Genomic DNA, 13,250 nt, shown 5'->3' with positions numbered 1-13,250 from the left:
CGAATGAATTTGATTTTTCTGGCAGCGGGCAACAGCACCCGGTTTGGCTCGAACAAGTTGTTATATAGGTTGAATGGAAAATGTATGTACCGCTACGGACTGGAAGTTGTAGCTGCATTGTGGCAGAAAGGGCTTTTAGATACCATAGTGATTGTGACGCAGTATGAAGAGATCATCTATGACATAGAAGCACATTTTCCGTACATGAAAACCGTGAATAATCCACATCCGGAAGCCGGAATATCCGGCTCTATCCGTCTTGGAGTGGAAAAGCTCATAGAATTGGAAGAAAAATGTGGAAAAACAGGCAGCCGAAAGAGGGAAGGCTGTATGTTTGCAGTGGCAGACCAGCCATATCTGACAAGAGAATCACTTGAAAACATGGTGGAAACATGGGAAGTCTCAAAGAAAGGTATCTTGGTTAGTGAAAATGCTGGAAGAATGGGGAATCCTGTGATTTTTGCATACAAATATTACGAGGAACTAAAAAAACTTGAAGGTGATGTGGGGGGAAAATGTGTATTAAAAAAACACCTGGACGATGTCCAGATGTTTGAAATGCCAGCGTCAGAGCTTAAAGATCTGGATTCACTGACGGAGATTCATGAATAACCATAACGACCCAAGGATTTTCTTTGGAACATTCAGTATCCGGGAAAAGTTCCAGTGATGTCCAGAAATATCCGGCTTTGAATTTTCTGCGGAAGCGATAGATGACAGATCCTTTTTCATGGAACATACGCAAACGAAGCTGGTCGAGAGTCATGATAGAGCGAAATTCATCTGCATCGTCCGGATGGACTAACTGTTCGTCCAGTAGGCGGGACATGTAGGTCTGATAATCGGTTTCATATTCAATTCCAAAACCTGCAAGAGACGAATCTCTTTTGATCGTTTCCATACCTCCGGTAATCAGATTAAATCTGGAGAGCAGAAGCATATGATCCAGAAGAATCCGGAAAATATTGTCACCTAACTTCCACATTTCCGGAGAATCAGGGAGCGCTTCGCAGACATTACGAATCCGGCTGACCTGTTCATGGGCGGCCCGGAAGTTCTCGATTGGAATCGTCTGAATGAGTTCCTCAGCAGCTTCTACCGACATAGGTCTGTGAAAATAAAATCCTTGACCATAGTTACAGTTCATGGATTTCAGAATCTCGGACTGTTCCTTTGTCTCAACACCTTCTGCGATGATTACAAGACCAAGCCGGTAAGCCATATCTACGATAGATTTCAGAATCTGAATTCCTTTTCCTTTATTCTTTGCATCAATCTGCATGAACTTCATATCTAGTTTCAGATAATCTACATTCGCGTCTTTTAACACATTTAAAGAAGAATATCCACTGCCAAAATCGTCCATGAGCACGTAAAAACCCTTTTTGTGGAAACGGGTAATAGTATTTTTTACAATGGTGTTGCTCTCTGCAAAGACAGATTCTGTAATTTCCACAGGCAGATATTCTGGGGAAATGTGGTACTGCTCTGTAAGCATTGACAAATATTGAGGCACGTCAATATTCGTAATGTCTATCATAGAGACATTGATGGAAATCGGAACAAGTTTGCAGCCTTTATCCTGCCAGGCGGCTAAAGTCTTGCAGACAGATTTCCAGATGTACATGTCAAAGCGGGTAATAAATCCACTGCTTTCGAACAGTGGGATAAATTCTTCAGGTGAGACAAAAGTTCCGTCAGATTTCTGCCATCTGGCAAGCGCCTCCATGCTGACCAGTTCACCGGTCGCCATGTTACATTTGGGCTGAAGATAGAAGATAAATTCGTGATTTTCCAGTCCATGACGAGCATCCCGGAGAATACGCTGCTTTAATTCTATTTTTTTAGCCATGCCGGATTCGAAATAGCAGATTCTGTTTCCAATCTTTCCATCAACACTGGAAGCCGCAATCTGCGCATTGTTGCACATCGTGCTGACATTCAGAGATTCGTCTTCAATCCGATAGACGCCGATGGATGGAAGGAAACTATCATCTTGTTCCAGTTTATCAATGTAATGATAAATTGTTGCATAAATGTGGCGGAGTTTGTGACCGTCATCTGGCATGCAGATAAAAAAGTCATCGGCACTAAAGTGTCCGGTGATGTAGTTATCTTCCTGGTGAAGGTTTCGAAGATAGGCAGCAATTTCCAGAAGCAGATAATCACCGCTGTCCTGCCCGTACCAGTCATTGAATAATTTAAAATTCTCAATATCGATGGCTACAATACACCAGCCTTGCGGATGCTTCTGGTCCAAAAAAGTACGCACTTCATTTAAAAATCTTTTTCTTATATATAGACCGCTAAGCGGTTCTAGATCCTGGATTGAGTCCGGGTAATTAGGCATAAAGAAGTCCTCCTGTTATCAAAATTATCAATTCATTTTACGCCAATTACTATTATAACATTCGTCAAATATGAGTTCAACATGGAGAGGAAAAAGAAAGGGGAAAATTCTTATGGAAAAATTTTCCACATTCTGAATTTGATAAATAGAGGTGACGCGATTAGAGGCAGGAAATAAAATAGAGGTGACGCGGCTGGAGGCATGGAGTATCAGGAAGAAAAAAATGTAAAATATACTAAATCACTTGGAATAAAAGGTGACAACATTTTTCACATGATTTATAATAGAAAGGTGTCTGGGGCTTTTGCCAGGACATTTTGAAATCTGATATGGGTCAGAAGGGAGATTATGTTATGCTGGAGGTAAAGAATCTTACATTCCAGGTTCAGGAGAATGGAGTAGAGAGAAGCATTGTTGAAAACATCAGTTTCGATGTTGCGGATGGCGAGATGCTTGTCATTACCGGACCAAATGGTGGAGGAAAGTCCACACTTGCGAAAGTTTTAATGGGAATTGAAAAAGCAAGCGCCGGGCAGATTATTTTAGATGGAGAGGATATCAGCAATTATGATATCAATCACAGAGCAGATGCAGGAATCGGTTATGCATTTCAGCAGCCACCGAGATTTAAAGGAATGACTGTTATGAAGCTGTTGTCACTCTCAGCAGGTAAAGAATTAAAAAGAGAAGAGTGTTGTAAGCTTTTAAGTACGGTCGGTCTTTGCGCAAATGAGTACATTGAAAGAGAAGTGGACGGCACACTATCAGGCGGTGAAATGAAACGTCTGGAGATTGCAACCGTACTTGCAAAATCGCACAAATTATGTATTTTTGATGAGCCGGAGGCAGGAATAGACCTTTGGAGTTTTTCCATGCTGATCGAACAGTTCGAGAAAATCCACAAAGAAAAGAAGGAAAGTCTGGTTCTCATTTCACATCAGGAGAGAATCATTCAGATGGCAGACCGGATCATGGTCATCGAAGACGGTAAGATCGCGTCCATTGGAGCAACTGACGAGATCCTTCCACAACTATTAGGAAAGACAGCAGATTCTTATAGCTGTCTGACATGCAGATAAGGAGGGAGGAAAGCAATATGATGACGTTAGATGAAATTACAAAAAAAGTACTGGAACAGATCGATGCAAGTGGATTTAAACAGTCAGGTGCATTTAATTTACGACACAATGGAATTGCCCTCTGCCACGGTGACAGCGAGCATATCAAAATTAAGAAAAAGCAGGATAAGCCGGGCATCGACATTTATATCGATGGTAAGACAGATGGAGAAGAAGTACATATTCCGGTCGTTGTAGATGCCACAGGAATGACCGATGTGGTTTATAATGATTTTTATATAGAAGAAGGAGCAAATGTAACGATTGTTGCAGGCTGTGGAATTCACAACAGCGGTTGCAATGAAAGCCGCCATGATGGAATCCACACATTTCACGTAGAAAAAAACTGCAACGTACGTTATGTGGAGAAACATTACGGAGAAGGCGAAGGAACAGGAACAAGAGTCCTCAACCCGGTCACAGAAGTTTATCTTGGCGAGAATTCCGTATTTACACTTGATACCGCACAGATAAAAGGTGTAGATTCCACTGTACGTGAGAATAATGTATATCTGGAAGCAAACTCAAAACTGTACGTTATAGAGAAGCTGATGACACATGGAAACCAGGAAGCAACTTCCAATATGATGGTAGAAATGAATGGTGAAGGAAGCTCTGCACAGATCGTATCCAGATCCGTTGCAAAAGGCAGCTCCAGGCAGATATTTCATCCAAGAGCGGTCGGTAAAAATCTCTGCCATGCTCATGTACAATGCGACTCTATTATCATGGATCACGCTGAAGTCAGCTCTATTCCGGAGATTAACGCAAAACATGTAGATGCAGCAATTATCCATGAGGCGGCTATCGGAAGGATTAACGACGAGCAACTTGTAAAACTCCGTACACTGGGAATGACAGAAGAAGAAGCAGAAGGAGTCATAATCGAAAACTTCCTGAACTAAAAAATGTTAAAAAATAGCTGGGGACGTAGTACTTTGTTAAAGTGCTACGTCCTCATCGTTGATTAGGGGTGTCCTTTTTTTGCTGTTTTTCTATTTTTGAGCAAAGAAAAACACCATAAACCCTTGAGTTTACGGTGTTTCGCATCTTATGTCCAATGCGGAGAAAGGGACTTGAACCCTCACAGGATTGCTCCCACTAGAACCTGAATCTAGCGCGTCTGCCATTCCGCCATCTCCGCTCGACAAAAGATATGATATCATAGGTTGATGGAAAATGCAAACATTTTTTTGATTTTTTTTGAAAAAGTTGTTGTTGTTCTTTCGGTGGAAGGAAAGTTAATTACAAATGTCTTTTAATGGGCTGATCGTAATACCTTCTTCTGCCATAGCTTTTCGGATTTTCTCAACGAAAAGAAGAGCTTTTTCGCCATCACCGTGAACGCATACGGAATCAGCCTGAATGGAAATATCTTTTCCGGTGATTGTTGTAACTTTCTGCTCTTTTACCATGCGGATCACGCGGGCAATTGCTTCGTTCTCGTCTTTGATGACTGCACCTTCTTTGCGGCGGTTCACAAGTGTTCCGTCTTCTTCATAAGCGCGGTCTGCAAATACTTCGCTAGCTGCTTTAAGCCCCAGATCTTTTGCTGCACGGATCATTTCACTTCCAGAGAGTCCCATTACGATGATTTCTGGATCATAGGACTTAATAGCTTCACAGATAGCTTTAGAAAGCTCATAATCTTTTGCAGCCATATTATAGAGGGCTCCATGTGGTTTTACGTGCTGCAGGCGCATATTATGGGCTTTGCACATACCTCCAAGAGCGCTGATCTGATACAGAGTATACGCTTTTGCTTCTGCCGGAGAAACGGCCAGATTTCTACGGCCAAATCCCATCAGATCCGGAAATCCCGGATGCGCACCAATCTGAATCCCGGCCTCCTTCGTTTGCTCAATCGCAGTTGTCATCACAACCGGATCAGATGCATGAAAACCACATGCAATATTCGCAGAAGAAATCAGTGGAATAATCTTGTCATCATTTCCAATCGTATAACGGCCAAAACTCTCACCTAAATCACTATTTAAATCAACTTTGTACATAATAACATAACCTGCCCTTCTTTTATAAAATGATGTTGGGGTGGGGTCAAGGACTTTCATCCACTTAAGAGAAAGCGCATGTGGATGAAAGCCCTTTTGACCCTGGCATCAAACATTGACTAATTACATATATAATAACATAAAAATTGCATATGAGATATGTAAAACATGGATTTTCAACACGAAAAAAAGAGCAAGAAGCATAAGTCTCATCGGAATGTTTTGCATAACGGAGGCTGGGGTAATGCTTCTGCTCTTAGTGTTATTGTTCGAAAATTATTTCAGCAAGATAATTAATCAATTTTTAACAACCGCTCAATAAATCCGGTATCTGCATTTCCTTCACAGAATTCAGGATTTTTCATGATTCGGTACTGGAAGTCCAGATTTGTCTCAACGCCCAGGATCACCATCTCGTCCAGCGCAGACCGCATTTTCTGGATTGCAGCATCTCTGTCCGGTGCATGAACGATAACTTTCGCAATCATGGAGTCATACTCGGAAGGAATGCGGTAGCCAGTGTAAAGACCGGTATCAACCCGCACACCATTTCCAGAAGGAAGGTGCAAATGTTTTACCACACCAGGACTTGGCATAAAGTTTTTCTCCGGAATTTCAGCGTTGATACGGCACTCAATGGCATGTCCGCGTGGTGTGACCTCTTCCTGAGTGAAGCTAAGCGGCTCGCCCATGGCAACACGGATCTGTTCAATAATCAGGTCTGTGCCTGTAACCATTTCTGTGACACCGTGCTCGACTTGAATACGGGTATTCATTTCCATGAAGTAGTAAGTTCCGCTTTGGTCAAGAATGAACTCGATCGTTCCGGCATTTGTGTAACCAACAGCTTTTGCGGCAAGAACGGCATCGTGGTTCATGGAAGCGCGGGTATTGGCAGTGATAGCCGGAGAAGGAGATTCTTCAATCAACTTCTGGTGGTTGCGCTGTACAGAACAGTCACGTTCGCCGAGAGCCACTACATTTCCATGAGTGTCAGCCATGATCTGGATCTCTACATGGCGTGGGTTTTCAATATATTTTTCAATGTACATGGTGTCATCGCCAAATGCGTTGGCAGACTCTCTTTGAGCCATGTTGAAATTGAATTCAAAATCATCCTTAGAGCGGGAGACACGCATGCCTTTTCCACCTCCGCCGGAGGAGGCTTTGATCATAACCGGATAACCGATTTCGTCTGCAAGCTTTTCGCCGGTCTCTACGTCATAGACTGGATCTTTCGTACCTGGAACGACCGGAACTCCGGCCTCCATCATTGTCTTTCTGGCGTGAGATTTATTTCCCATGCTGTCGATAACATCTGCACTTGGTCCGATAAATGCAATGCCGTGTTCTTCGCACAGACGTACAAAGTCTGAATTCTCAGAGAGAAAACCAAATCCAGGGTGGATCGCATCGGCTCCGATGTTCAGGGCAGCAGTGACAATTTGCTGCATATTCAGGTAATTGTTTCTGGCAGGGCCTTCACCGATACAGATACGCTGGTCGGCGAGCTGTACGTGAAGACTGTCTTTATCTTCTTTGGAATAGACTGCTACGCTGCGGATACCCATATTACGGCAGGCGCGGATAATACGAACAGCAATCTCTCCGCGGTTTGCAATCAATATTTTATGAAACATGGAACTCCTCCTTAGTCGTCAAGCTTCTTTACTTTAAAGAGTGGCTGACCATATTCAACTCTCTGTTCGTTGCTGACAAGAACGGCCTCGATCTCGCAGTCAAAATCACTTTCAATCTCATTCATCAGTTTCATAGCTTCCAGAATACATACAGTCTCGCCGGCTTTTACGCGGTCACCGACTTTTACGAAAGCTTTAGCTTCCGGTGAAGGTGCGGAGTAAAATGTTCCGACGATCGGGGAAGTAATGTATGTTTCTTCTTCCACTGCTCCAGAAGTCTCATCTGCAGTAGCAGCTTCCGGTGCAGCAGTTCCTGCAACCGGCATTCCCATACCTGGTGCAAATGGGACGGCAACGCTTTCGCCTGCGCGTTTACTCATTTTTATTTTAATATCGCCTTCCTGAATGGAAAATTCCTGCAGGGAAGACTCTTCGATAATTTTTACAAGCTTTTCAATTTTATCTAAATTCATGATGTCCTTCCTTTCTTTTTACTGGAATAATTTGCTGATTCGTTTTGCGACCAGACGGCAGTCCAGAACCTCTTTACAAGGCTGGTAGATCTGATGTCTGAATTCGTTCATTTCTTTTGCTTCAAGTGCAAGGAGTTCCTGGGCTTCTTCTACAGTAACTGCCTGGAACTTCACTTTATGATCTGTCTTTCTCTGAACCAGTTTTGGAATATCTACAGAGATGACTGTAGCAATCTTCGCATATCCGCCGGTAGTCTGTCTGTCCGCCAGCAGAATGATTGGTTTTCCATGGCTAGGTACCTGAACAGAACCGAATGCGATTCCATCAGAGATAATGTCTGTTGTTGACTTTGATGCAATAAATGGTCCTTCCAGACGGCAGCCCATGCGGTCGAACTCACTCGTTACAACATATTCGGAAGATAGAAATGTCTCTTTTCCTGCCGCGGTAAATGCATCGTCCTGTGGTCCCATAATCACGCGCAGTGTAATGTTGTCCTGATCAAACTCGTTGAGATCCAGGCTTCTAGACAGGAAATAAGGCAAGTATCTTCTTTTGGCACGGAAGCTGATATAGTCACCGTCTAAGAGGCGGCGTCCCTTAAATCCTCCAAGTCCACATTTGATGTTGGTAGAGCGGCTTCCCATAACGACCGGGATTTCCAGATAACTGGAAAATGCGATGTAGCCGCGGCTTCCGGTACGGCAGCCACGAAATGAGAGAATATCTCCACGGTGCATATAGAGCGCCGTATACATTTTCACAGGCTTTCCGTTGACCTGTGGCTGAAAATCACCTCCCGTGATAGCGATGATCGTCTCGGAAGTAAATTCCAGTGTTGGTCCAAGAAGAGTGAATTCGAGAACTGCTTCATTTTCCGGATTATCCAGAAGAAGATTGGCAATTTTGAAGGAGCGGCGGTCCATAACACCAGATACGCCGAACCCCTGGCTCTGATAGCCCGGGCGCCCACTGTCCTGTACAGTTGTAAGCATTCCGCCTTTTAAAATGCGAATTCCCATATTACACTCCTTTCTGGCGAATCACACACTCGTAAGTTCCCTGATTCACCTGTTCTTTAATCTCAAGAAAATCTTTTTCTGTGACCGGTACAAAATGAATATAATCACCGGCTTCGAAAAGGATTGGAATCTCGCGGTTTGGATCGTAAGTCTTTACCGGAGTCAGCCCCAGAAGCTGCCAGCCTCCAGGGGAGTCGAGCGGATAGATTCCCGTCTGGGAACCGCCGATGCCGACGCTTCCTGCCGGAATCTTAATACGCGGATTTGCAAGTCTTGGTGTGTGGATCCGTTCGTCCAGTCCCCCAAGATAAGAAAATCCAGGAAGGAATCCGAGCATGTAGATCAGATAGTCTTCACTGCTGTGGATATCAATTACTTCCTGAGTAGAAAGATTGGCATGCATTGCGATATTTTCCAGGTCAGGTCCATATTCGCCACCGTAGCAGACCGGAATATCAAAGATCCGTGATGGAGCAGTTTCCTGGCTGACCTCAAGTTTTAACAGCTTTTCCAGACGCTCTTTTAATGCGCCGTAATTTACAACTCTTGGATCGTAGTTGATCAGAAGACTTGTAAATGCAGGAATCATATCTTTGACTCCTTCAACATGCTGGGCCTTCATCAAATGGACGAAGGCCGTAATTTTTGCATTGATCTCCGGGGAGATCTCCTGTCCGAATTCAATCAGGACAGAAGAGTCACCGGCTGTGTGGATTTTAATTTCTTCCATAAAAAACATCTCCTTATCCGAACAGTGCGCTCAGCTTTCCAAGGGAAGTGATTCCAAGGTATGCAGAGATTACAACTACAATAATTCCAAGGATCAGAAGCACGATCGGGTGTTTGTAGTTCTCGCCCATGATAGACTTCTTCTGAGATGCGATCAGACATACTCCCAATGTAATAGGAAGGATCAGTCCGTTGAGGGCACCTGCTAATACGAGCAGAGTTGCAGGCTGTCCGATGAGAGCCATAACAACGGTGCTAAGAGCGATAAATCCAACGATGAACCATTTTTCATTGTTGGCAATTGTCTTGCTGAAAGTTTTCAGGAAAGATACAGATGTGTAGGCGCATCCGATGATAGATGTAACAGCCGCACACAAAAGTACCAGTCCGAAGAAACGGTATCCGATCTGACCTGCACCCTGTAAAAATGCGTCGGCAGCCGGGTTGCTTGCATCAAGAGTTGTAGCCGGGGAAGTTGCAGTCTCAACAACAACGCCTAAGATTGCAAGGAACAGCAAGATACGGACGATCGTTGCAATTCCGATTCCCATAACAGAACTCTTGTTGATCTCTTTTAAATTCTCTTCTTTTGTAATACCGGCATCGATCAGACGATGTGCACCGGCAAATGTGATGTATCCGCCAACAGTTCCGCCAAGAAGTGTCAGAATTGCAGGGAAGATACTGTCCATAGGAGCAGTTGGTACAAATGTTTCCGTTACAGCCATTCCTACTGGTGGTTTTACAATCAGGATGACAACAAAAATAACGACGATCATGATACCACCAAGAATTTTTGTCAGTGTGTCCATTGCATCTAATGCATTTTTGTAAAGGAATACACAGATTGCGATTGCTCCTGCGAGGAAGCAGCCATATGTAGTCGGGATGCCAAGCAAGCTGTTGAATCCGAGGGCACCGCCGCCAACGTTACCAATGTTGAATACAAGTCCGCCGGCTACAACGAGGAAGGCGATCACATATCCAAGACCTGGCAGAACTTTGTTAGCAACATCCTGGCCACGCATACCGGATACGCATAAGACTCTCCATACGTTAAGCTGAACGATTGCTGCTAAAATAACTGATACTAAGATTACGAAGCCAAAGCTTCCTTTGAGGTTTCCTGTGAACTGTCCTGTCTGTGTAAGGAATCCAGGACCAATTGCAGAGGTTGCCATAAGAAATGCTGCGCCAATGAGAGCACTGGCACTTTTTTTGTTTGTGTTTTTCTCCATAACTACTCTTCCTTTCGATAAATTCTAATTTTTTGATACCATACGAATTGCTGCGTGCTGTACACTCTCGCAATTCTATCAGATATTCGCATATCGCGCAGCTTACGCCACGCTTCTAGGCTCATATCTGGGCATGTCATGAAATCTAACTTTCATTTTTGTGCAAGCACAAAATGAAAATAGATTTATGACACTGGTATCTATATAGTATACAATTATACAGAAACTCGGGGGAATACGCAAATAAAAAACAGAAAGTTTAGAAAAACTTTCTGTTTTTAACTACATTTTAACGGACTTCGATGCCATTTACCTCAAGATGGTCGTCAATCGCGATGACAAGACAACGTCTTCCATCGATTTCACGGGTCTCTACGAGGTCGGATCTTTCCGGATTAACTTTTACTACAATATCAGGTGTCTCAATCTGGAAAGTTTTGACACTGGCAATGTTGGAAGCAAGGAGAGTATTTTTCTCACCAACAGCTTCCTCAAAATTCTTATCGAAATGTTCCATTTTTTCTTCCGGAACTCCACTTCGCTCTAACAGGTGTTTCACGTCTGGACGGGACAGCTCCAGTGGGTCAGGAGATTCCTTGGCTTCTTCCATAAGTTCATTCAGATTGTCGTGGATATTGCGGACGGTGTCATAGTCACAATCCTCACCGAGTGTATCACTGACAAGAGACTGAAACGTTGTCTTTTGATCCTTTGCAGTAAGCGGTGTAATATTGCCAAGTACATTTGCAATAAAGTCAGGTTGGAGATCTTCTGGTTTCTTGGAGTAGTACAGGACGTGATGAACGTCACTTGCACGATCCTGGAAAGCCGGGAAGAGAAAACCGGTCGCAGGCATCTCCACGAACCAGTCACGGATACGGTCTTCAATATTGTTCTTTTCGGCGTTATATGTAAGTCCGGCTTTCGTCAATTTTACCGGGCAGATACTGCACATGATATGTTCATATACGGTATCGGAAGCGTCAAACATTTCCATATTATCGGAAGATTTCCCTGGCACATCGTATGCAGCATGAATCAATATAATATAGTAGTTTTCCGCGAATTCGTAGTTCTCAATAACCTTGTCGTAGAATTCTTCCAAAAGCAGATCATCAGTAAGTTTCGTATCGCGCAGCCTTAAAAGGAGCTCCTGCGCGCCGCCTTCCAGCTCCTGGTCCAGCGGGAATTCCATAGTCATCAGGTTCTTGCCAACAGTTCCGGATAATGTATGCTTGAAAATGTCAAAATACTTGAAAGCTTCTTCCTCCGGCATGGAAAGAAAAGCTTTTTTCATCTCCATTTTTTTCTCTTTTTCATGATCCACATAACAGCCGCAGATACGGGTAATTGTGCAGTTTTCCGGGGTAAACTGCTTGCGGATCTCCAAAACTTCTTTTTTATTCATAAATCAGATACACTCCCTTACGATATAGTTACCATAAAAGATAGTATAGAGAGTTTTCGGGGGAAAATCAATGGGTTTTGGAAGAGGAGAAAAGTCGGATTTAAGAAAAATGTTCTTGACAAAGCTTTTTTTGTTATGTATACTTTGAAAGTCAAAATAATTGAAACTCAAATAAATTGAAGTTCAAAGAAAAACTTCAGAAAGGAAAGATATGAGTGCAAGATTTTGTGGAACAGGCTCCTGTGTCCCGGATTATGTTATGGATAATGATGGGGTTGCAGAGCTTGTAGAGACAAGTGATTCATGGATCAGAGAACGGACCGGAATTGCGAGACGCCATATTGCAGTGAAAGAGACGACCGTGTCCATGGCGAATGAAGCTGCAAAACGAGCTCTTGATAATGCAGGAGTTTTACCAGAAGAACTGGATCTGATTCTGATGTCCACGATTTCTTCGGATGTCATTATTCCATGTGGCGCATGCGAAGTGCAAAAGGCCATTGGTGCAGACAAAGCAGTCTGTTTTGATTTGAATGGAGCATGTACCGGGTTTGTGCTGGCATACAATACAGCATTGGCATACATAGAAAGTGGGATTTATCAGACAGTTCTGATCGTAGGAAGTGAATCGCTGTCCAGGCTGACGAACTGGAAGGACCGTGGGACGTGTATTCTTTTCGGAGACGGCGCCGGTGCAGCAGTAATAAAAAAAGATGAAAGAGCCAGTTATATTCCGGCGGCACATTCTGACGGGACTCGAGGAGAGGCGCTTTTGTGTCACAGTAAGCGAGAGGAGAATGGACTTCCTCTTCAGAAAAATGATGAGATTGGCGGGAAACATTTGAACAGTGAAGACTATCTCATGCAGATGGACGGTCAGGGAGTATTTCGGTTTGCGATTAAGCAGGTACCGGAAGTCATTCAGGAAGTGCTGGAAAAAAATGAAGTAAAACCAGAAGAAATCGATTGGTACATTTTACATCAGGCGAACCGGAGAATTCTGGAAGCCGTAGCAAAACGCATGGGTGAGCCGGTCGAAAAATTCCCAATGAACATGGAAGAGTATGGAAATACATCTTCCGCAAGTATTCCGATTCTGTTAGATGAAATGAACAGAGACGGAAGATTAAAACGAGGACAGAAAATCGTGCTGGCAGGATTCGGGGCAGGCCTGACCTGGGGCGCAACAATTATTGAATGGTAAAAGTCCAGCTAATAAATGTCAATAGTTAAATGAGAAAAAAATTATTTTGTTTTCT

The 13,250-nt window shown here is 43.5% G+C and carries 12 protein-coding genes and 1 tRNA gene; 4 read left to right on the top strand and 9 right to left on the bottom strand.

All coding sequences use genetic code 11. The features are described from left to right. Window positions 1-3 precede the first annotated feature (3 nt). The gene (locus tag LI164_RS12865; protein WP_005333149.1) at window positions 4-612 is read left to right on the top strand and encodes a nucleotidyltransferase family protein; all 609 of its coding nucleotides are present in this window, start codon (window positions 4-6) and stop codon (window positions 610-612) included. On the opposite strand, the gene LI164_RS12860 is transcribed toward LI164_RS12865, so the two are convergent. Beyond that, window positions 575-2,350, bottom strand: coding sequence for a bifunctional diguanylate cyclase/phosphodiesterase (locus LI164_RS12860; RefSeq protein WP_005333150.1), 1,776 nt, complete (start codon window positions 2,348-2,350; stop codon window positions 575-577). The genes LI164_RS12865 and LI164_RS12860 overlap by 38 nt on opposite strands. A gap of 353 nt (window positions 2,351-2,703) precedes the next feature. Between LI164_RS12860 and LI164_RS12855 the strand changes: the two genes are divergently transcribed. Further along, window positions 2,704-3,429 (top strand): ABC transporter ATP-binding protein, encoded by a 726-nt coding sequence (locus LI164_RS12855; protein ID WP_005339492.1) that lies wholly within the window; start codon window positions 2,704-2,706, stop codon window positions 3,427-3,429. 17 nt (window positions 3,430-3,446) lie between these two features. Continuing rightward, window positions 3,447-4,373 carry a SufD family Fe-S cluster assembly protein gene (locus LI164_RS12850; RefSeq protein WP_005339494.1) on the top strand — a complete coding sequence of 309 codons (927 nt, stop codon included), beginning with the start codon at window positions 3,447-3,449 and terminating at the stop codon, window positions 4,371-4,373. 156 nt (window positions 4,374-4,529) lie between these two features. On the opposite strand, the gene LI164_RS12845 is transcribed toward LI164_RS12850, so the two are convergent. The 8 genes from LI164_RS12845 to LI164_RS12810 all read right to left on the bottom strand — a co-directional run bounded on the left by LI164_RS12845 (window position 4,530) and on the right by LI164_RS12810 (window position 11,991). Further along, window positions 4,530-4,612, bottom strand: a tRNA-Leu gene (locus LI164_RS12845). A gap of 97 nt (window positions 4,613-4,709) precedes the next feature. Further along, window positions 4,710-5,480: a LamB/YcsF family protein gene (locus LI164_RS12840; RefSeq protein ID WP_005333160.1), complete on the bottom strand. Its 771-nt coding sequence runs from the start codon at window positions 5,478-5,480 to the stop codon at window positions 4,710-4,712. Between the two features lie 293 nt (window positions 5,481-5,773). Beyond that, on the bottom strand, window positions 5,774-7,120 hold the full coding sequence (accC, locus tag LI164_RS12835; RefSeq protein ID WP_005339496.1) for an acetyl-CoA carboxylase biotin carboxylase subunit: 1,347 nt from the start codon (window positions 7,118-7,120) through the stop codon (window positions 5,774-5,776). A gap of 11 nt (window positions 7,121-7,131) precedes the next feature. Beyond that, complete coding sequence (accB, locus tag LI164_RS12830; protein ID WP_022278885.1) at window positions 7,132-7,593, bottom strand: acetyl-CoA carboxylase biotin carboxyl carrier protein; 462 nt, start codon at window positions 7,591-7,593, stop codon at window positions 7,132-7,134. 18 nt (window positions 7,594-7,611) lie between these two features. After that, complete coding sequence (locus tag LI164_RS12825; RefSeq protein ID WP_005333165.1) at window positions 7,612-8,616, bottom strand: biotin-dependent carboxyltransferase family protein; 1,005 nt, start codon at window positions 8,614-8,616, stop codon at window positions 7,612-7,614. 1 nt (window position 8,617) lies between these two features. Next, on the bottom strand, window positions 8,618-9,346 hold the full coding sequence (gene pxpB / locus LI164_RS12820; protein ID WP_005339501.1) for a 5-oxoprolinase subunit PxpB: 729 nt from the start codon (window positions 9,344-9,346) through the stop codon (window positions 8,618-8,620). 13 nt (window positions 9,347-9,359) lie between these two features. Then, the gene (locus tag LI164_RS12815) at window positions 9,360-10,583 is read right to left on the bottom strand and encodes an NRAMP family divalent metal transporter (RefSeq protein ID WP_227087246.1); all 1,224 of its coding nucleotides are present in this window, start codon (window positions 10,581-10,583) and stop codon (window positions 9,360-9,362) included. A 289-nt stretch (window positions 10,584-10,872) separates the two neighbouring features. Beyond that, a complete protein-coding gene (locus tag LI164_RS12810) occupies window positions 10,873-11,991 on the bottom strand; it encodes a DUF4317 domain-containing protein (protein WP_040015493.1) in 1,119 nt (372 codons plus the stop codon). A gap of 211 nt (window positions 11,992-12,202) precedes the next feature. On the opposite strand from LI164_RS12810, the gene LI164_RS12805 reads away from it, so the two are divergent. Beyond that, the gene (locus LI164_RS12805) at window positions 12,203-13,195 is read left to right on the top strand and encodes a beta-ketoacyl-ACP synthase III (RefSeq protein WP_005339505.1); all 993 of its coding nucleotides are present in this window, start codon (window positions 12,203-12,205) and stop codon (window positions 13,193-13,195) included. Window positions 13,196-13,250: the final 55 nt, after the last annotated feature.

This window comes from Dorea sp. 210702-DFI.3.125, assembly GCF_020560945.1.
Taxonomy (GTDB): Bacteria; Bacillota; Clostridia; order Lachnospirales; family Lachnospiraceae; genus Dorea; species Dorea formicigenerans.
This window is presented reverse-complemented; position numbering and strand designations above follow the sequence as displayed.

Bases quoted from the DNA above. Each gene is read 5' to 3' on its own strand.
- LI164_RS12865 (WP_005333149.1), top strand. From the start codon at position 4: ATGAATTTGATTTTTCTGGCAGCGGGCAACAGCACCCGGTTTGGCTCG.
- LI164_RS12860 (WP_005333150.1), bottom strand. From the start codon at position 2,350: ATGCCTAATTACCCGGACTCAATCCAGGATCTAGAACCGCTTAGCGGT.
- LI164_RS12855 (WP_005339492.1), top strand. From the start codon at position 2,704: ATGCTGGAGGTAAAGAATCTTACATTCCAGGTTCAGGAGAATGGAGTA.
- LI164_RS12850 (WP_005339494.1), top strand. From the start codon at position 3,447: ATGATGACGTTAGATGAAATTACAAAAAAAGTACTGGAACAGATCGAT.
- LI164_RS12840 (WP_005333160.1), bottom strand. From the start codon at position 5,480: ATGTACAAAGTTGATTTAAATAGTGATTTAGGTGAGAGTTTTGGCCGT.
- accC (WP_005339496.1), bottom strand. From the start codon at position 7,120: ATGTTTCATAAAATATTGATTGCAAACCGCGGAGAGATTGCTGTTCGT.
- accB (WP_022278885.1), bottom strand. From the start codon at position 7,593: ATGAATTTAGATAAAATTGAAAAGCTTGTAAAAATTATCGAAGAGTCT.
- LI164_RS12825 (WP_005333165.1), bottom strand. From the start codon at position 8,616: ATGGGAATTCGCATTTTAAAAGGCGGAATGCTTACAACTGTACAGGAC.
- pxpB (WP_005339501.1), bottom strand. From the start codon at position 9,346: ATGGAAGAAATTAAAATCCACACAGCCGGTGACTCTTCTGTCCTGATT.
- LI164_RS12815 (WP_227087246.1), bottom strand. From the start codon at position 10,583: ATGGAGAAAAACACAAACAAAAAAAGTGCCAGTGCTCTCATTGGCGCA.
- LI164_RS12810 (WP_040015493.1), bottom strand. From the start codon at position 11,991: ATGAATAAAAAAGAAGTTTTGGAGATCCGCAAGCAGTTTACCCCGGAA.
- LI164_RS12805 (WP_005339505.1), top strand. From the start codon at position 12,203: ATGAGTGCAAGATTTTGTGGAACAGGCTCCTGTGTCCCGGATTATGTT.